Here is an 18154-nt window from a genome sequence, read left to right as displayed (position 1 = left end):
CTGTCCGGTGGAGTACCAAGTGGGTTCCGGTCCAACCTGGCCGGATTACGACTGGGAGCACTTCCCGGGCATAGCGAGCGGGCATCACCCTTACAGCGCATACCAGATGGTTATGGATCGTCGGGCGGCATTCGGGCAACCGTCGCCGATCGCCGCCCGTCAAAGCCATCTGCCGCCTACTGTTGATGGTGTGCGCCTGCCGTGGCGCTGGCACCGCCGGCTGTGAGAGGGACGGGTATGAAACCGACCGAAAGCGCCGCCCCGGCGTCACGGCTGCACCGGCTCGTGCTGCCGGCGCTGCCCGCCGCGGCCGTCGCGATGGCCGCTTTCGCACTCGGCATCGGGGTATTCCGAGTGCTCGACGCGGGCCATGCGCTCTTTCCCGACGGCACCGTGGGCTGGTCCCTCGCCGTCCTCACCGGAATCATCGTCGGCCATCTGGTCGCCATGGGCCGCGACCGCTGGTGGGGTGGCACCGGATCCGGCTCCGCGTTAACCCTGGCCGCGCTGCTGCTGTACGGCTGGCTGCCCGCCGGGCTCGTCAGCCTCGCCGTCGTCGTCCTGGTCGGCGCCGCCCGGCGGCACCGCTGGCGGCAGGCGGCGCTGCACGGCGCGGTCGACATTCTCGGCGTCGGCGCGGCCGCCCTGACCCTCGCCGCCTTCGGCACCGTCCCCACCGTCGAACACCCCTGGCGGCCGGCGAGCTGGGAGATGTCCGCCATCCCCCAGACGGCCCTGGCCGCCTTCGGCTATCTCGCGATCACCCGCGCCCTCCTGTGGTACTCCCTCGCCCCGCCCGGCGCCGGACTGCCCACCCTCGCCCGCACGGCCCTGGTCCGGCAGGCCCTCGTCGGCATCGCGCTGCTCGGCATCGCCCCGCTGATCGTCGTCGTCGCCGACGAGATGCCCCTGCTGCTCCCGCTGTTCGCGGTGCCCCTGATCGCCCTCGACTCGACCCTGTGGATCGCCCGGGTGCGCGCCGAGGAGCAGCTGCGCGACCCGCTCACCGGACTCCCCAACCGCCAGTGGCTGCTCGAGCGCACCTGGACCGCGCTGGACGAGTCCGAGCGGAGCGGCACCCGCGCCGCGCTCGTCCTGCTCGACCTCGACCGCTTCCGCTCGGTCAACGACACCCTGGGCCATCTGGCGGGCGACCGGCTGCTGCTCCAGATCGCGGACCGGCTGCGGGTCGCGCTGCCGCGCGGGGCGGAGGTGGCGCGGCTCGGCGGCGACGAGTTCGCGGTGCTGCTGCCCACCACCGACTCCCTGACCAGCGCCCAGCGGGCGGCCCGCAGCCTGGTCGGCGACCTCGGCTCGCCGCTGGACCTGGACGGGCTCACCCTCGTCCTCGAAGCCAGCGCCGGCGTCGCCGTCTACCCCGACCACGCGCTCGACGCCGAGGGGTTGCTGCGCCGCGCGGACGTCGCCATGTACCAGGCCAAGCGCGACCGCAGCGGCGTCGAGCTGTACGAGGCCCGGCGCGACGGCAACACCCCCGACCGGCTCGGCCTCCTCGGCGATCTGCGGCGGGCGCTGGACGCGGGCGACGTCGAACTCCACTACCAGCCCAAGGTCGGCTTCGACGGCCATGTCGCCGGCCTGGAGGCGCTCGTCCGTTGGGTGCACCCCGACCGGGGGCGCGTCCCGCCGGACGAGTTCATCTCCATGGCCGAGACCTCCGGGCTGATGCCGCGGCTGACCGAGTACGTCCTGGAGACGGCGCTCGGCCAGGTCGCCCGCTGGAGGGCCGACGGCCTCGACGTGCCCGTCGCGGTCAATGTCTCGCCGCGCGATGTGCACACCCCCGGCTTCGCCGGAGCGGTCGCCGGGCGGCTGGCCCGCCACGGGGTCCCGGCGGGCGCGCTCCAGCTGGAGATCACCGAGCACGTCCTGCTGGAGGACCCGCAGCGGGCCGCCGACACGCTGGCCAGCCTCACCGGACACGGCGTGCGGATGTCCCTCGACGACTTCGGCACGGGCTACTCCTCGCTGGTCCACCTGCGGCGGCTGCCGGTGAGCGAGCTCAAGATCGACCGGTCGTTCGTGGCCCGGCTGGCCGTGGACACCGAGGACGCGGAGATCGTCCGCTGCACGGTCGACCTCGCGCATTCGCTCGGGCTGCTGGTCGTCGCGGAGGGCGTCGAGGACGACGAGACCTGGGAGCGGCTGCGGGATCTGGGGTGCGACGCGGTGCAGGGCTGGCTGGTCGCGGCGGCGATGCCGCCCGACGAGATGACGGCGTGGCTGCGCGCCCGGGGTGAGCGCGGGTGGCAGCGCGAGGAGGCCACCGCGGTCACGCCCGCCACCCCGGCCCCTGCTCCAGCCTCTGCGCCTGCCGTCGCCCCGGCTGCCACGGCCGCCACGGCCCCGGCCGAGGAAGACGCGGACCAGCCGGTCACCTAGCCAGGGTTTCCCCCCACGCCGCCCCTTCCCGACCCGGGGCTCTTGCCGGGGATCCGTCGCTTGGCCCGTCGGGCGGGGAGGCTGTCCGGAGGGTGCGGGCAGGCCGGAGAACGGACCGTCGGGGTCTGAAGGGACCACGTGGGCGAGCCGCATGGCGATGCGCGCGGAGGGCGGGGTGGGCAAAGCGTTTCGCCCGCAGGGTGGCCGGAGCCATAGGATTGGGGCGAAAACTCACCACACTCACCCTGAGGATCGCTGCATGCCTGGCATCACGCGCGAGGAGGTCTCCCACCTCGCACGGCTGGCGCGTCTGGAGCTGAAGGACGAAGAGCTCGATCACTTCGCCGGACAGCTCGACGACATCATCGGCGCGGTCGCCCGCGTCTCCGAGGTCGCCGACCAAGACGTACCGCCGACCTCTCACCCGCTGCCGCTGACCAACGTCATGCGCGCGGACGTGGTCCGTCCGTCGCTGACCCCGCAGGAGGCGCTCTCCGGCGCCCCCGCCCAGGAGCAGCAGCGGTTCAAGGTGCCGCAGATCCTGGGGGAGGAGTAACCCGCATGGCTGATCTGATCAAGCTCACCGCTTCCGGCATCGCCGAGAAGATCGCCTCCGGCGACGTCACCGCCGTCGAGGTGACCGAGGCGCACCTGGCCCGTATCGAGGCCGTCGACGAGAAGGTGCACGCGTTTCTGCACGTGGACCGGGAGGGCGCGCTCGCCCAGGCCCGGGCCGTGGACGAGAAGCGTGCGCGCGGCGAGGAGCTCGGCCCGCTGGCCGGCGTTCCGCTCGCCCTGAAGGACATCTTCACCACCAAGGGGATCCCGACCACCGTCGGCTCCAAGATCCTGGAAGGGTGGATCCCGCCGTACGACGCGACGCTGGTCACCCGCCTGAAGGACGCGGACGTGGTGATCCTCGGCAAGACCAACATGGACGAGTTCGCCATGGGGTCGTCGACGGAGAACAGCGCGTTCGGGCCCACCAACAACCCCTGGGACCTCACCCGTATCCCGGGCGGCTCCGGCGGCGGCTCCTCCGCCTCGCTGGCGTCCTTCCAGGCGCCGCTCGCGATCGGGACCGACACCGGCGGCTCGATCCGCCAGCCCGCCGCCGTGACCGGCACGGTCGGCGTCAAGCCGACGTACGGCGCGGTGTCCCGGTACGGCATGGTGGCCTTCTCCTCGTCCCTGGACCAGGGCGGCCCGTGTGCCAGGACCGTGCTGGACGCGGCGCTGCTGCACGAGGCCATCGCCGGGCACGACCCGCTCGACTCCACCTCCATCGACGCCCCGGTCCCGGCGGTCGTCGAGGCCGCCCGCAACGGCAGCGTGCGCGGCATGCGCATCGGCGTGGTCAAGGAGTTCGGCGGCGAGGGCTACCAGGCCGGCGTCGTACAGCGCTTCAACGAGTCCGTGGAGCTGCTGCGCGAGCTCGGCGCCGAGGTCGTGGAGCTGTCCTGCCCGTCGTTCGACAAGGCTCTGGCCGCGTACTACCTGATCGCGCCGTCCGAGTGCTCGTCCAACCTGGCCCGCTTCGACGGCCTGCGCTACGGCCTGCGGGCCGGCGACGACGGCTCGCGCTCCGCCGAGGACGTCACCGCGCTCACCCGCGCGGCGGGCTTCGGCCCCGAGGTCAAGCGCCGGATCATGCTGGGCACCTACGCGCTCAGCTCCGGCTACTACGACGCGTACTACGGCTCCGCGCAGAAGGTCCGCACCCTGATCACCCAGGACTTCCAGCGCGCCTTCGAGCAGGTGGACGTGCTGGTCTCGCCGACCACCCCCACCACCGCCTTCCCGATCGGCGAGCGCGTCGACGACCCGATGGCGATGTACCTGGCCGACCTGTGCACCATCCCGGCGAACCTCGCGGGGAACGCGGCCATGTCGCTGCCCTGCGGCCTGGCGCCGGAGGACGGTCTCCCGGTGGGCCTTCAGATCATCGCTCCCGCCATGGCCGACGACCGGCTCTACAAGGTCGGTGCGGCGGTCGAGGCCGCATTCGTCGACAAGTGGGGGCACCCGCTGCTTGAGGAGGCACAGTCACTGTGAGTGGTGCGCTGAAGAAGGCCAAGAGCTTCAAGAAGTCCAAGCCCGGCACCTACCTGTCCATCGGCTCCGCGCTCTTCGGCGCGGTGAGCGTGGCCAAGCAGGTCAAGAAGGCACGATCCGAGAACGACAAGCTCCAGCTGGTCGACGCGGTGGTCTCGGCCGCCGCGATCGTCACCACCATCGCGCTGCTCGTCCGCGAGCTCAAGCGCATGGGCGACGACGACGTCCTGGCGGACTGAGAGGTTAGTTTTCCGTGACCGTCACTGAACTGGTGTCGTACGAGGACGCCCTCGCCGCCTACGACCCCGTCATGGGGCTCGAGGTCCACGTCGAGCTCGGCACCGCGACCAAGATGTTCTGCGGCTGCTCCACGGCGCTCGGCGCCGAGGCCAACGCGCAGACCTGCCCCACCTGCCTCGGCCTGCCCGGCTCGCTCCCGGTCGTCAACGAGACCGGCGTCGAGTCCGCCATCAAGATCGGCCTCGCGCTGAACTGCGAGATCGCCGAGTGGTGCCGCTTCGCCCGGAAGAACTACTTCTATCCGGACATGCCGAAGAACTTCCAGACCTCGCAGTACGACGAGCCGATCGCCTTCAACGGCTATCTGGACGTCGAGATCGACGGCGGCGAGGTCTTCCGGGTCCAGATCGAGCGCGCCCACATGGAGGAGGACACCGGCAAGTCCACCCACGTGGGCGGCGCGACGGGCCGTATCCACGGCGCCCAGCACTCCCTCCTCGACTACAACCGGGCCGGTATCCCGCTCATCGAGATCGTCACCAAGCCGATCGAGGGGGCCGGGGACCGGGCCCCGGAGGTCGCCCGGGCGTACGTCGCCGAGCTGCGCGAGCTCATCAAGGCGCTCGGCGTCTCCGACGCGCGCATGGAGATGGGCCAGATGCGCTGCGACGTGAACCTGTCGCTGCGGCCGCACGGCGCCGACAAGTTCGGCACCCGCTCCGAGACCAAGAACGTCAACTCGCTGCGCTCCGTCGAGCGCGCGGCCCGCTTCGAGATCCAGCGGCAGGCGGCCTTGCTCGGCGACGGCGGCACGGTCATCCAGGAGACCCGTCACTTCCACGAGGAGGACGGCTCCACGACGTCCGGCCGGATCAAGGAGGAGGCGGAGGACTACCGCTACTTCCCGGAGCCGGACCTGGTGCCCGTCGCCCCGGCGCGTGAGTGGGTGGAGCAGCTGCGGGCCGGGCTGCCGGAGCTGCCGCGGGTGCGCCGCAACCGGCTGCGCGAGGAGTGGGGCATCTCGGCGCACGAGATGCGGTCCGTCCTCAACGCGGGCGCGATCGAGCTGATCACCGCCACCATCGACGCGGGCGCCGACGCGGCGTCGGCGCGGAAGTGGTGGATGGGCGAGCTGGCCCGCCGGGCCAACGAGGACGGCGTGGACCTCACGTCCCTGCCGATCACCCCGGCCCAGGTCGCGCGCGTGTGCGCCCTGGTCGCCGAGGGCTCGCTCAACGACAAGCTGGCGCGCCAGGTCATCGAGGGCGTGCTGGCGGGCGAGGGCGACCCCGACGCGGTCGTCCAGGCCCGCGGCCTGAAGGTCGTCTCGGACGAGGGCGCGCTGGGCGCGGCCGTCGACGAGGCCATCGCGGGCAACGCGGCCATCGCCGACAAGATCCGCGGCGGCAAGGTCGCGGCGGCGGGCGCGCTGGTGGGCGCGGTCATGAAGGCCACGCGCGGCCAGGCCGACGCGGCCCGCGTGCGCGAGCTGATCCTGGAGAAGCTCGGCGTCCAGGGCTGACCCCCGGACACGGCACGGCGGCGGGGTGCGTCCTTGGACGCACCCCGCCGTCGGCCTTTGTGCCCCGTCCGGAGCCGCGCGGCCGCCGCTACAGCAGTTCCGGCGTGAGGTCCGGGGCCGGCATGTGCGGGTCGAGGGGGAACAGGGGGCGCTCCACGCGGCGGTGGCCCAGCCGGGCCAGGTTCTGGTCGACGGCGCCCGGGGTGAGGGCCAGGCGCCGGTCGGCCGCCAGGTCGGACAGCTCCGGTGCCGGGCAGCCGGCCTTCACGACGACCAGGTCGTATCCGCGCGGGTCCAGCTCGCCGAAGTCCGCGCGGGAGCGGAACGGCTTGCGGCGGCTGACCAGGACCGCGGTCACCCCGCCGCGCCGCACGGCGGCCACGTCGCCGCCGACCTCGTCGGCCTCGCGGAGGGCCACGACCTCGCCGAGGAGCTCGTACGGCTCGTGCAGCTCGTGCGGCTCGTGCGTACCGCCGACCGACAGCCGCACCGCCGCCCCCACCCCTGCGGCGAAGCACTGCGCGACCGCCGCCGGATCGGTGATGCCGGCGTGCAGGGCGGTGACACGCCCGGCCGCCAGGTCCCCGTGGGCCAGCAGCCGCCCCAGCATGTACGGGAGGTCGCCCGCGCCGCCCGCCGCCGGGTTGTCGCCGGTGTCGCTGATGAGGAACGGGCGGGCAGGGGAGGCGACGGCCGCCTCGACGCACGCGTCGGCGTCGCCTGCGGGGGCGGCGAACACGAAGTTGTGGCGCAGGTCCCAGTACTCCGTGGCCAGCGAGCGGGCCTGCTCGACGGCGAGTGCGGGGTCGTCGCCGGTGACGACGACGGCCGCCTTGCAGCGCGGCTCGTCGGCCCAGGGCCAGCCGGCCCAGACCGCCGCGTCCACGATGCCGTCCAGCTCCTCGATGGAGGCCGGCCGGCCGTACAGGGATCTGGCGGGCTCCAGGCGCGGGCTGGTCCGTTCGCCGGGCAGCAGCACCGGCACCTGCACCCAGGCCAGGTGGGGGCGGCCCTTGCCCGCGGCGAGGCGTTCGACGAGTTTGCGGGCGGCGCGCTCGCGGGTCCGGGCCGCGTCCTGGCCCGCGGCGCTGCCGTGCGCGGCGGGGCCGGGCGCGGTGGGGCGGTGCCCGGTGGGGCGGTGCGCGGTGACCAGGTCCAGCGCGGTGGCGAGCCGGCGCGAGATATTGCCGTGCGGGTCCATGGCGGCGGAGATCAGCGCGCGAGGGCCGAGGGCCTCCCGTACGGCCTCGGTCAGGTCGGCCTCGGCGTCCTCCAGGCCGACCACGCCCATCGCGCCGTGGAGTTCGTAGACGAGGCCGTCGAGCGGGCCGGCCTGCCGTATGCGGTCCACCAGTTCGCCCTTGAGACGCCGGTACGCCTCCGGCTCGACCGGCCCGCCGGGCACCGCCACGGCGTGGAGCAGCGGGACCCACTTGACCGAGCCGCTCAGGTCGCCGTCCGGGCGGGTCCAGGCGTCGCGGGCCAGCAGTTCGGCGCCGCGGGTGACGCGGAAGTCGTCGTACGTGGTGCGGTGCGGGCTGAAGGCGGCGGATCGGACGGACATGCCGCCGATGCCGATGCGCGGGCGGCGGCCGGCGGGGAACGGCGTGCTCATGCGGATGCGGAATCCTTTCCCGGCTCGCGCGGCGGGCGGGCATGTGACCACGGATCTTATGCGGGTATCGGTGGATGTGGGGGTAATGACCGCCTATGGCAGGCCGGGCCGCTCATGCCCGGACGACGGCTCCGCGCTATCCGCCACGCGGCATCGGTGCCTTGAACGGCCGCTGACGGGTGGCGGACCGGTGGCGGACCGCATTCCCGTGGGCGGTGTGGGAAAGTCCACAAAGGGGGCAAAGGATCTTTTCCGGCTGTCAGAGTGCAGGGGGAGTTCGCCGCCGGTCCAGCTTCAGGACGTGCGGCGTTCCTTCACATGTTCATCAGTGCGTTAGCCGCCACGGGTCCGGCCGGTCTCCCTCCGGGCCCGGCGAGTTCGGCGCGTTACCCGGAAAGCAGGCCATGGCCGCACTCGCCCGGTGGTGCCTCAGGCGCCGCCTCGTCGTCATCGCGCTGTGGCTGGCCGCTTTCGCGGGGGTGTCGGTGGCGGCCGCGGTCACGGGGTCCGCGTACTCGAACGACTACGGCATCCCGGGGACGGACTCGGCGCGGGTATCCGAGCTGATGGAGCGGGAGTTCCCGGGGCAGGCCGGGGACAGCGACACCATCGTCTGGCACACGGCGCGCGACGCGGGCACGGTGCGCGCGGTGGACGTGCGGCAGCGCATGGCGGCGGCGCTGGACCGGGTCGAGAAGATGCCGGGAGTCGTCTCCGTCACCGGGCCGTACGGCGACAGCGCTGTGGACGCGGCCCGGATCAGCGCCGACGGGCACACCGCCTACGCCACAGTCGCTTTCGACAAGCCCGCCTCCGAACTCGGCGAGGCTCAGGTGCGCGAAGTGGTCGACACCGCCCGCGCCGCGGCGGCCGACGGGCTCGAGGTGGAGATGGGCGGCGCGGGCATCGGCGCGGCCCAAGGGATGGGCTCCGCCCACCTCAGCGAGGTCATCGGGGTCGCCGTGGCCGCCGTCGTCCTCTTCCTGGCCTTCGGCTCGCTCGCGGCGGCGTTCCTGCCGATCGCCACCGCGGTGGTCGGCGTGGGCACCGCGTACGCGGGCGTCGGGCTGCTCGGCCACGCCATGACCGTCGCCGACTTCGCGCCCATGCTCGGCACGCTGATCGGGCTCGGCGTCGGCATCGACTACGCGCTGTTCATCGTCACCCGGCACCGCCAGGGGCTGAAGGCGGGGCTGCCGGTCGACGAGGCCGCCCGGCGCGCGGTGGCCACCTCGGGACGCGCGGTGATCTTCGCCGGGGCGACCGTCTGTGTGGCGCTGCTGGGCATGCTGGTGCTGCGGCTGAGCTTTCTGAACGGGGTCGCGGTCGCGGCGGCGCTGACCGTCCTGCTCACCGTCGCCGCGTCGGTCACCCTGCTGCCCGCGCTGCTCGGGGTGATCGGCACCCGGGCCCTGAGCCGGCGCGAGCGGCGCCGGCTGGCCGAGCGCGGGCCGCGGACCAAGGCGCGCGGAGGGTTCGCGGCCCGCTGGTCGGCCCTGGTCGAGCGGCGCCCGAAGCTGCTCGGCGCCATCGCGGCCGTGCTGATGCTGGTCCTCGCGCTGCCCACGCTCTCGCTCCGGCTGGGCACCTCCGACCAGGGCAACGACCCGGCCTCCTCGACGACCCGGAAGGCCTACGACCTCCTCGCCGAGGGGTTCGGGCCCGGCTTCAACGGCCCGCTGACGCTCGTCGGCCGGATCGACGGCGCCGCCGACCGGCTCGCGTTCGACAAGCTCCCCGAGACCCTGCGCACCACCGAGGGCGTCGCCTCGGCGAGCCGGGCCGAGCTGAGCACCAGCGGCGACACGGCCGTGATCACGGTCGTCCCCGAGACCGCCCCGCAGTCGCGCGCCACCTCCGAGCTGGTGTCCCGGCTGCGCCACGAGGTGCTGCCCAGGGCCGCCGAGGCCACCTCGCTCCGGGTGTACGTCGGCGGGCTGACCGCGGGCTACGACGACTTCGCGATGGTGATCGTCGGAAAGCTGCCGCTGTTCGTGGGGGTGGTCGTGGGCCTCGGCAGTGTCCTGCTGCTGCTCGCGTTCCGCAGCATCGGCATTCCGGTCAAGGCGGCCGTGATGAACGTGGTCGCCGTCGCCGCGTCCTTCGGGGTCGTCGTCGCCATCTTCCAGTGGGGGTGGGGGAGCGAGCTGCTGGGGCTCGGCCGGGCCGGCCCGATCGAGCCGTTCCTGCCGGTGATCATGGTGTCGGTGCTCTTCGGGCTGTCCATGGACTATCAGGTCTTCCTGGTCAGCCGGATGTACGAGGAGTGGCGGCAGACCCGGGACAACCGGGTCGCGGTGCGGGTCGGGCTCGCCGAGACCAGCCGGGTCATCAACTCCGCCGCCGTCATCATGATCGCCGTCTTCTCGGCCTTCGTGCTCAGCGGCGACCGCATCATCGCGATGTTCGGCATCGGCCTGGCCGCCGCCGTCGCCCTGGACGCCTTCGTCCTCCGTACGCTCCTGGTGCCCGCCGCCATGCATCTGCTGGGCGGGGCCAACTGGTGGCTGCCGCGCCGGCTGGACCGCTGGCTGCCGAGGATCAGCATCGAGGGGCCGGGCGAACGCGCGGCGGACGGACCGTCCCTGCTGCCGGGACAGCGCGTACCCGAGGAGGAAGAAGCCGCGGGGGCCGTGCGGGCAAGCGTGCGCTGAGGGGGACTTCGGGTTACTCGCCGGTCTCCCGCGCCGTCACCAGCACCTCGCCCGCGGCCGTCCGGTAGTAGAGCACGGACCGCCCGGCGCGCCGCCGCCGCACCAGGCCGGCGTCCAGCAGAACCTTGAGGTGGCGGCCCACCGAGCCCAGCCCCTGGCCGGTCAGCGCGACGAGCTGGGTGGTGCTCTTCGGGGTGTCCAGCAGGACGAGGACGGCCGCCCTGGCCGGGCCGAGCAGCTTGCCCAGTGACTCGGGCACCGAGGCCCGGTCCGCCTCGGCCAGCACGCCAGAACAGGGATAGATCAGCGCGTAACGGTGCGGAGCTTCCCAAGAGGCCCAGCCCTGGGACAGGGTCACCGGGACGAACAGCAGTTGCGCCCCAGAGATCTCCCGCGGCGGGTAGTCGTGCGCGTTGATCTGTAGCCGGCTCTCCCCGAGCCACCGCATCCCCGGCCGCATGGCGTTCAGCACGGCCGCCCAGCCGCCCTGGCTCAGCCGCGCCGTACGCGCCACCACATCCGCCTCGATGATCCGCCGGCGCCGGGGCCAGGTGGGCAGCACCGTCTCGGTCCACACCCACTCCAGGACATCGGCGCAGCGCTCCGCGAGATCGGCGGAGTGGCGTAGCGGGTCGGGGAGCGGACCGCGCAGCGATACGGCCAGATTGGCGCGGGCGGTCTCGGGCAGGGTCTCGCGTATCCGCGCCAACTCCTCCTCGAAGCCCGGCTCACCCTCGCCGGTGGGTGTGGGGGTGAGGAAGTCCGCGAGCCAGCGGTGCCCCAGGGCGGCCCGTACGGTCAGCGCGGTGAGCGGATCGCCGGCCAGCCGGGCCCGGTAGGCGGGCAGATGGGCGTCGAGCCAGGCGCGCTCGCCCGGGTGCCCGGCCACGCCCCGCTCCAGGGAGATCAGGCCCGCGACGGCCTCGGCGAGCGGTGAGACGACGAACCGGCTCCCGGCGAGCGTGTCCGCGTTGACCAGCCACCAGCCCATGGTTTTGCCCAGCCCGCCCCGTCGTTTCGCCCCGTCGCTTCGCGTCATCGTTTCGCGTGCGCGCGAAACTGTAACGGCCCCGGGCGGGGACCGCTGAGCCTTAGGGCCATGCGCACCTACCGAGAGCTCTTCGCCGCACCGGAGTTCACACCGCTCTTCCTCACCAGCACGCTGCAGGTGGCCGGTTCGACGGTGAGCGGACTGGCCCTGGGCACGCTGGTCTACGCGGCGACCGGCTCACCGCTGCTGTCCGCCCTCAGCATGTTCGGCCCCAACCTGGCCCAGGTGGTCGGCGCGACGCTGCTGCTGTCGGCCGCCGACCGGCTGCCGCCGCGCGCCGCGCTCTGCGGTCTGTCGCTGCTCTTCGCCCTCGGCACCGCCGTCCAGGCCGTCCCCGGCCTGCCGACGGCGGCCCTCTTCGCGGTCCTCCTCGCTCTCGGGGCGACCGCCTCGCTGGGCGGCGGGGTGCGTTCCGGGCTGCTCAACGAGATCCTGGCGCGGGAGGGCTATCTGCTCGGCCGCTCCGTGCTCAACATGTCGGCAGGCACCACCCAGATCTGCGGCTTCGCGGTCGGTGGCGTCCTGGTAACCGCCCTGTCGCCGCGCGGCACCCTGCTCACCGCCGCCGCCCTCTACCTCGCCGCCGCGGCCGTCGCCCGCTTCGGGCTCGGCCGGCGGCCGCCGCGCGCCACCGGGCGGCCGTCGATCGCCGCGACCTGGCGCGACAACGCCCGGCTGTGGTCCTCGGTGCCACGCCGCTACGTCTATCTCGCGCTGTGGGTGCCCAACGGGCTGATCGTCGGCTGCGAATCCCTCTTCGTCCCTTACGCTCCCGGGCACGCCGGGCTGCTGCTGGCCTGCGCGGCCCTCGGCATGCTCGTCGGCGACACCCTGACCGGCCGGTTCGTACCGCCGTGGTGGCGCGAGCGGCTGGGCGCCCCGCTGCGGCTGCTGCTCGCCGCCCCGTACCTGGTCTTCGCCCTGCACCCGCCGCTGCCGCTCGCGGCGGCCGCGGTCGCCCTCGCGTCGGTCGGCTTCGCGGCGAGCCTGCTGCTCCAGGAGCGGCTGATGGCCCTGACGCCCGACGAGCTGAGCGGGCACGCGCTCGGGCTGCACTCCTCGGGCATGCTCACCATGCAGGGCGTCGGGGCGGCCCTCGCGGGCGCCGTCGCCCAGTACACCTCACCCTCGACCGCGATGGCCCTCATGGCAGCGGCCTCCGTCACGGTCACCCTGGCCCTGGCCCCGGGCCTAAGGCCCCTGAGCCGTCCTAAGGACCCGGTGCCGGGTGGGGCTCAGGAGGTCTAAGGCCCCGGCGCGGGCGGAGATCAGGCACTCTCCCGATGTGGCGGACCCCCCTTGCGGACGAGAGTGGAGGCACGTTGGGAACCCCGTCACGGCGGGGATCCGTGACAGACCACCGAGGAGAACACGATGTTCCACCACGAGCTGTACAAGATCCGCCAGGCCGAGGCGCTGCGCGAGGCCGCCGAGTACCGGGTGGCCCGCCAGGCGCGGCGCGAGGGCGGCGGCCGGTCCGGTGTCGAGGAACCCGAAGGGCGGGTGAAGGCCGTGAACCGGCGGGGCGGCGGCCGCCGTACGCCACGCGCATACGGCACCGTGGCCTGAGACCGGGCCGCGCCGTGCTGCCCGTACCGCGCACCGTGCCGGTCCCCGGCATCGCCCAGGGTGCCGCCCGGGGCCGGTCCCTAGCCCCCCGGCTGTCGGACCCCTGTGCGATGCTCGACGGCGTGCAGCACACGTCAGTCAGCCCGGTGTTCGTCGGCCGCGCCCAGGAACTCGCCGTTCTCACCGACGCGCTCGCCTGCGCCGCCGGGGGCGAGCCGCAGGTGGTGCTCGTCGGAGGAGAGGCGGGGGTCGGCAAGAGCCGGCTCGTGGACGAGTTCCTGACCGGGGCCACGGCCGCCGGGGCCGCCGCCGCGGTCGGCGGCTGTGTGGAGATCGGGGTCGACGGCCTGCCGTTCGCCCCCGTGTCCACCGTGCTGCGCGCGCTGCGCCGCAAGCTGGGGGACGAGCTCGACCGGGCCGCCGCCGGGCAGGAGGGCGAGCTGGCCCGGCTGCTGCCCGAGCTGGGCGAGACCGCCCGCGAGTCGCGTGACGAGGACAGCCGCGCCCGGCTCTTCGAGCTCACCGTCCGGCTGCTGGAGCGGCTGGCCACCGACCGGACGCTGGTCGTCGTGATCGAGGACCTGCACTGGGCCGACCGCTCCACCCGCGAGCTGCTCGGCTATCTCTTCCGTTCCCTGATCGGCGCCCGGCTGCTCGTCGTCGCCACCTACCGCTCCGACGACATCCACCGCCGCCACCCGCTGCGCCCCTTCCTCGCCGAGATCGACCGGATGCGGGCGGTGCGCCGTATCGAGCTGCCCCGCTTCAACCGCTCCGAAGTGCGCGCCCAGATAGCCGGGATCCACGGAGCCCGGCCCGACCGGGCGCTGGTCGACCGCATCTTCGAGCGCAGCGACGGAAACGCCTTCTTCGTCGAGGAGATCGCCCGCAGCATCAGCGAGGGCTGCGCGACGGGCCTCAGCGAATCGCTGCGCGATCTGCTGCTGGTGCGGGTCGAGGCGCTGCCCGAGGAGGCCCAGCGAGTGGTGCGCTTCCTCGCCGAGGGCGGCTCCACCGTGGAGTACGAACTGCTGCGCGCGGTCGCCGGGCTCGGCGAGGACGACCTGATCGACGCGCTGCGCGCCGCCGTCGGCGCCAACATCCTGCGGCCCACGGGCGACGACAGCGGCTACCGCTTCCGCCACGCCCTCGTCCGCGAGGCCGTGGCCGACGATCTGCTGCCGGGCGAGCGCTCCCGCATCAACCGGCGTTACGCCGAGACGCTGGAGGACGAGCCCGCGCTGGTGCGTGCCGATGAGCGCGCGGCCCGCCTGGCCAGCTACTGGTACCACGCACACGACCCGGCCAAGGCCCTGCCCGCCGTGTTGCGGGCCTCCGTCGAGGCCCGTCGGCGGTATGCGCACGCCGAGCAGCTGCGGCTGCTGGAGCGCGCCATGGAGCTGTGGGAAGACGTCCCCGAGGGGATCCGCGAGGAGCAGCGCCCCCTCGACTACGCCGAGGCGTATCCCGCGTGCGGCTGTGACGACACGGCGCTGCGCCATCTGGACCTGCTGGCCGAGGTGGTGGTGGCCGCGCTCAGGTCAGGGCAGCGGGAGCGGGCGCTGACCGTCACCAAGCGGGCGCTGCGCGGTCTGGACGAGAGCGAGGACCCGCTGCGGGCCGCGTGGTTCTGGACCCAGAAATCCAAGCTGGTGGGGTCCTTGGGGCGGGGCGACGGCTGGGCCGAGCTCGGCCGGGCCCAGGAGCTGGTGCGCGGACTGCCGCCGTCCGCCGTGCACGCCGATGTGCTGGCGGAGGCGGCGAGCTGGAGCATGGTCCGCAAGCACGGGCCGGACGGCTTCGCGGTGGCCGAGCGGGCCGTGGAGCTGGCCCGGCTGGTCGGCGCCCGGAGCACCGAGCTGCACGCCCGGCTGACGCTGGGCTATTTCAAGGCCGAGTCGGGGGACGTGGAGGGCGGCCTCGCCGAGATGCGGGAGGTCTGCGAGGCCGCCATCGAGATGGGCGATGTGAGCATCGTGGGGCGCTGCTTCATCAATCTGGTCTCCGGGCTCGAGGGGCTCGGCCGGTCGGCCGAGGCGGTCGAGGTCGCCGAGAAGGGCGTGCGGATACTGGACCGCTTCGGGCTGCCGGACTCCCTGGCGTGGGTGTTCGGGAACATGGCCGAGTCGCTGCTGTCGCTGGGCCGCTGGGCCGAGGCGGAAGAGGCCGCGGCCACCACCCGGCGCATGGCGATCGGCAACAAGACGGGCCGTATCGCGCTGAACCGCTTCGCCCGGCTGGCGCTGGCCCGGGGCGACTGGGACACCGCGGAGCGCGAGCTGTCGGTGGCCCGGGAGCAGAAGAACCTCATCCCCGAGCCGCAGTTCTCCATTCCGCTGACCCACTTCTCCCTCGAACTCGCGGCGGCCCGCGGCGGGATCCTGGAGGTTCGCGAGCTTCTCGGCCAGACCTTGGGGGACAGCCTCCGCGTCGGCATGCAGCGCTACACCTGGCCGCTGCTGGCTGCCGCCGCCGCGGCCGAGGCGGACGCCCGGGGGCTGCCCGCCGCCGAGCCGGGCCGGGCCGAGGCCCTGGCCCGGATCCGGGCGACGGCCAAGCAGGTGGCGCAGCCGGTGCCGGTGTGGCGGGCCTACGGCCTGCTGGTGGACGCCGAACTGGCGCGCGCCGAGGGGCACGACGACGCCGACCGCTGGGCGGAGGCGGTGGCCGCCTTCCAGCGGCTGGACCGCCCGGACCCCCTGGCCCGGGCCCGCTTCCGCTGGGCGGAGGCGCTGCTGGCCTCCGGCGCCGCCCGCGAGCGGGTCGCGGAGCCCCTGGCGGCGGCCCACGCCACAGCGCTCCGGCTGGCGGCGCGCCCGCTGCGCGAGGGCATCGAGCTGCTGGCCCGCCGCGCCCGGCTGCCGCTGGCATCCGGCCCGGCGGCCGCCGCGACCACCCCGATCGCCGCCCTTCCCGCGGCCTCCCCCGCGGACCCCGCCGCCGAGCCCGCCGACCCCGCCGCGGCCCTCGGGCTCACCCCCCGGGAGCGCGATGTGCTGCGGCTGGTGGCCCTGGGGCGCAGCAACCGTCAGATCGCCGAGGAGCTGTTCATCTCGCCGAAGACGGCGAGTGTGCATGTGTCCAACATCCTGGCCAAGCTGGAGGTGTCGGGCCGCGGCGAGGCGGCGGCGGTGGCACACCGGCTGCGGCTGGTGGACGGTCTGGTGGACGAGGCCGCGGCGCGCTGAGCCGACGGGCCGCAGGCCGCCCCGCCCCCCGCTGCCGGGCGCCCGGGCGGGGCGTGTCCGGCGGATCCCGATGCATGCGGCGGCCACACGGCGGGGCCGCGTTTCCGCGGGGCCGCGTTTCGGCGGGCCCGGCCGGAGCTGGGAAGGTGCGGGTAAGGGAAAGATCCGCCGGAGACCCCTGAGCGGTTCGGCCCGCACGGCGGTCTTCGGACCGCGCGGGACTCGGTGCCCGCGCGGCGGCTTGCGATCGGCGGGCGGGTGGTTCAGCCCGGCGGAGCCCAGGCCGCGTGTTCAGCCCTGGCGTGTTCAGCCCTCGCGGGGGCGGACGACCACCCGGCCGGAGTCCAGGTCGATCGGCCCCCGCCACGGCTTGTCGCCATCGCCCACGTCGTCCACGGTCAACTCCAGGCGGTTGCGCTCTTCCTCGGTGTGCTTTCGGCCCGGCGAGAACAGTTCCTCGATGATGTTGAACACGGTGACCCCCAGGGGCAAGCGACTTCTGCCAGTCTAGGCGCTGCCCCGGTGATCTCCCCTGGCGTATCGGAGACCCTTCCCACCAGGGGATCCGCCCGCCACGAGGGCCTCCCGTCAGGAGATCTCCAGCCGCAGGATCCGGTCGTCCTCCGCGCCCGGCTTCTTGCGCCCGTCCGTATTGCTCGTCGTCACCCACAGCCCGCCGTCGTCCGTGGCCACCACCGTCCGCAGCCGCCCGTACTTCCCGTCGAGGAACGACTGAGGCTTCCCCGCCGAGCGGGTGCCGTCCAGGGGGATGCGCCACAGCCGCTCCCCGCGCAGCCCCGCCATCCAGATCGAGCCCTTGGCGTAGGCGATGCCGCTCGGCGAGGCGTCCTCCGGCTTCCACTGCTCGACCGGGTCGACGAACCCCTCCTTGCCGGCCTTGCCCTCGGCATCCGGCCAGCCGTAGTTCTTGCCGGGCTCGATCTGGTTGAGCTCGTCCCAGGTGTCCTGCCCGAACTCGGAGGCCCACAGCCGCTTGTCCGTGTCCCAGGCCAGACCCTGGACATTGCGATGGCCGTAGGAATAGACCACCGAGTCGGCCTCGGGGTTGCCATGGGCGGGCTCGCCCTCCGGGGTCATCCGCAGGATCTTGCCGCCGAGCGACTCCTGGTCCTGGGCGAGACTTCGGTCCCCGCTGTCGCCCGTGCCCACATAGAGCATCTTGTCGGGGCCGAAGGCGATCCGCCCGCCGTTGTGAATCGCGCCCTTGGGGATGCCCTTGAAGACCGTGTCCGGGGCGCCGAGCTGGGAGCCGGTGGGGCGCTTGGCGTCGTACGACATGCGGGCGATGCGGTTGTCCGAGGCGGTGGTGAAGTACGCGTACACCATCGGGTTCGAGCCGTAGTCGGGGGAGATCGCCAGGCCCAGCAGACCGCCCTCCCCGCCAGGGGAGACACCCGCGACCGAGCCCACCTCCGTCTTCTTACCGCTGTCCGCGTCGACCTTGAAGACCTTGCCGGTGTCCCGGGAGGAGACCAGCAGACTTCCGTCGGGCAGCGGGGCGATCCCCCACGGAGAGTCCAGCTTGGTGGTGAGCGTGCGGTCCACCTTCACCGAGCCCTTGGCCGGGGCTGCCGGGGCGGAGGACGAGGGGGAGGAGGAAGGACCCCCCTTGGGCGGGGAATCGCCGTCGGACCCGGATTTCTCGGGGCCGGGCGTGCTCGGGCGGCGGTTGAAGGGGCCCTGTCCGTCACCGGACGAGCAGCCCGCCGCGAGCAGCAGCGCGGCAGCGGAGGCGAGCACAGGGATCACACCAGGACGTCGCACCTTCGGTTCCTCTCCGTGGGCACATGTGCCTCGGCACGGCACTGATTCTTATACACCGCAGCCCCGCCGCCG

At 73.5% G+C, this 18154-nt stretch carries 13 protein-coding genes; 9 read left to right on the top strand and 4 right to left on the bottom strand.

Going from position 1 to position 18154, the window contains the following annotated elements; genetic code table 11:
* The first annotated feature begins 237 nt into the window (after positions 1-237).
* From ABTY62_RS12570 to gatB, 5 genes are all read left to right on the top strand, one after another.
* Positions 238-2403 carry a putative bifunctional diguanylate cyclase/phosphodiesterase gene (locus tag ABTY62_RS12570; RefSeq protein ID WP_352129402.1) on the top strand — a complete coding sequence of 722 codons (2166 nt, stop codon included), beginning with the start codon at positions 238-240 and terminating at the stop codon, positions 2401-2403.
* 259 nt (positions 2404-2662) lie between these two features.
* Positions 2663-2959: an Asp-tRNA(Asn)/Glu-tRNA(Gln) amidotransferase subunit GatC gene (gatC, locus tag ABTY62_RS12565; RefSeq protein ID WP_311730303.1), complete on the top strand. Its 297-nt coding sequence runs from the start codon at positions 2663-2665 to the stop codon at positions 2957-2959.
* A 5-nt stretch (positions 2960-2964) separates the two neighbouring features.
* Positions 2965-4458: an Asp-tRNA(Asn)/Glu-tRNA(Gln) amidotransferase subunit GatA gene (gatA, locus tag ABTY62_RS12560; RefSeq protein ID WP_352129401.1), complete on the top strand. Its 1494-nt coding sequence runs from the start codon at positions 2965-2967 to the stop codon at positions 4456-4458.
* On the top strand, positions 4455-4697 hold the full coding sequence (locus ABTY62_RS12555) for a hypothetical protein (protein ID WP_352129400.1): 243 nt from the start codon (positions 4455-4457) through the stop codon (positions 4695-4697). The genes gatA and ABTY62_RS12555 overlap by 4 nt, the downstream gene beginning before the upstream one ends.
* 14 nt (positions 4698-4711) lie before the next feature.
* On the top strand, positions 4712-6220 hold the full coding sequence (gene gatB / locus ABTY62_RS12550) for an Asp-tRNA(Asn)/Glu-tRNA(Gln) amidotransferase subunit GatB (protein WP_352129399.1): 1509 nt from the start codon (positions 4712-4714) through the stop codon (positions 6218-6220).
* Positions 6221-6308: 88 nt separating this feature from the next.
* On the opposite strand, the gene ABTY62_RS12545 is transcribed toward gatB, so the two are convergent.
* Entirely contained in the window at positions 6309-7835 is a 1527-nt protein-coding gene (locus ABTY62_RS12545; RefSeq protein WP_352129398.1) for a M81 family metallopeptidase, read from the bottom strand.
* A 404-nt stretch (positions 7836-8239) separates the two neighbouring features.
* Here ABTY62_RS12545 and ABTY62_RS12540 point away from each other — a divergent pair, with 404 nt between their 5' ends.
* A complete protein-coding gene (locus tag ABTY62_RS12540; RefSeq protein ID WP_352129397.1) occupies positions 8240-10489 on the top strand; it encodes an MMPL family transporter in 2250 nt (749 codons plus the stop codon).
* A gap of 13 nt (positions 10490-10502) precedes the next feature.
* Here ABTY62_RS12540 and ABTY62_RS12535 read toward each other — a convergent pair whose 3' ends face one another.
* Positions 10503-11480: an ArsR/SmtB family transcription factor gene (locus ABTY62_RS12535; RefSeq protein WP_352129626.1), complete on the bottom strand. Its 978-nt coding sequence runs from the start codon at positions 11478-11480 to the stop codon at positions 10503-10505.
* Between the two features lie 108 nt (positions 11481-11588).
* On the opposite strand from ABTY62_RS12535, the gene ABTY62_RS12530 reads away from it, so the two are divergent.
* The 3 genes from ABTY62_RS12530 (at position 11589) to ABTY62_RS12520 (ending at position 16297) form a co-directional block, all read left to right on the top strand.
* Complete coding sequence (locus tag ABTY62_RS12530; RefSeq protein WP_352129396.1) at positions 11589-12788, top strand: MFS transporter; 1200 nt, start codon at positions 11589-11591, stop codon at positions 12786-12788.
* Between the two features lie 126 nt (positions 12789-12914).
* Positions 12915-13109 (top strand): hypothetical protein, encoded by a 195-nt coding sequence (locus tag ABTY62_RS12525; protein ID WP_311730736.1) that lies wholly within the window; start codon positions 12915-12917, stop codon positions 13107-13109.
* A 110-nt stretch (positions 13110-13219) separates the two neighbouring features.
* On the top strand, positions 13220-16297 hold the full coding sequence (locus ABTY62_RS12520) for a helix-turn-helix transcriptional regulator (protein WP_352129395.1): 3078 nt from the start codon (positions 13220-13222) through the stop codon (positions 16295-16297).
* Positions 16298-16603: 306 nt separating this feature from the next.
* Here ABTY62_RS12520 and ABTY62_RS12515 read toward each other — a convergent pair whose 3' ends face one another.
* Together ABTY62_RS12515 and ABTY62_RS12510 are read right to left on the bottom strand one after the other, a co-directional pair.
* Complete coding sequence (locus ABTY62_RS12515) at positions 16604-16789, bottom strand: DUF6191 domain-containing protein (protein WP_311730735.1); 186 nt, start codon at positions 16787-16789, stop codon at positions 16604-16606.
* Between the two features lie 96 nt (positions 16790-16885).
* Positions 16886-18082 carry a PQQ-dependent sugar dehydrogenase gene (locus tag ABTY62_RS12510; RefSeq protein WP_352129394.1) on the bottom strand — a complete coding sequence of 399 codons (1197 nt, stop codon included), beginning with the start codon at positions 18080-18082 and terminating at the stop codon, positions 16886-16888.
* Positions 18083-18154: the final 72 nt, after the last annotated feature.

Source organism: Streptomyces sp. NPDC097640 (assembly GCF_040302705.1).
GTDB lineage: Bacteria > Actinomycetota > Actinomycetes > Streptomycetales > Streptomycetaceae > Streptomyces.
The sequence above is the reverse complement of the archived record's forward strand: the minus strand, read 5'-3'. Positions and strand labels throughout refer to the sequence as shown.

Coding starts and splice junctions, on each gene's coding strand:
- ABTY62_RS12570 (WP_352129402.1), top strand. CDS start 238: ATGAAACCGACCGAAAGCGCCGCCCCGGCGTCACGGCTGCACCGGCTC.
- gatC (WP_311730303.1), top strand. CDS start 2,663: ATGCCTGGCATCACGCGCGAGGAGGTCTCCCACCTCGCACGGCTGGCG.
- gatA (WP_352129401.1), top strand. CDS start 2,965: ATGGCTGATCTGATCAAGCTCACCGCTTCCGGCATCGCCGAGAAGATC.
- ABTY62_RS12545 (WP_352129398.1), bottom strand. CDS start 7,835: ATGAGCACGCCGTTCCCCGCCGGCCGCCGCCCGCGCATCGGCATCGGC.
- ABTY62_RS12540 (WP_352129397.1), top strand. CDS start 8,240: ATGGCCGCACTCGCCCGGTGGTGCCTCAGGCGCCGCCTCGTCGTCATC.
- ABTY62_RS12535 (WP_352129626.1), bottom strand. CDS start 11,480: ATGGGCTGGTGGCTGGTCAACGCGGACACGCTCGCCGGGAGCCGGTTC.
- ABTY62_RS12530 (WP_352129396.1), top strand. CDS start 11,589: ATGCGCACCTACCGAGAGCTCTTCGCCGCACCGGAGTTCACACCGCTC.
- ABTY62_RS12525 (WP_311730736.1), top strand. CDS start 12,915: ATGTTCCACCACGAGCTGTACAAGATCCGCCAGGCCGAGGCGCTGCGC.
- ABTY62_RS12520 (WP_352129395.1), top strand. CDS start 13,220: ATGCTCGACGGCGTGCAGCACACGTCAGTCAGCCCGGTGTTCGTCGGC.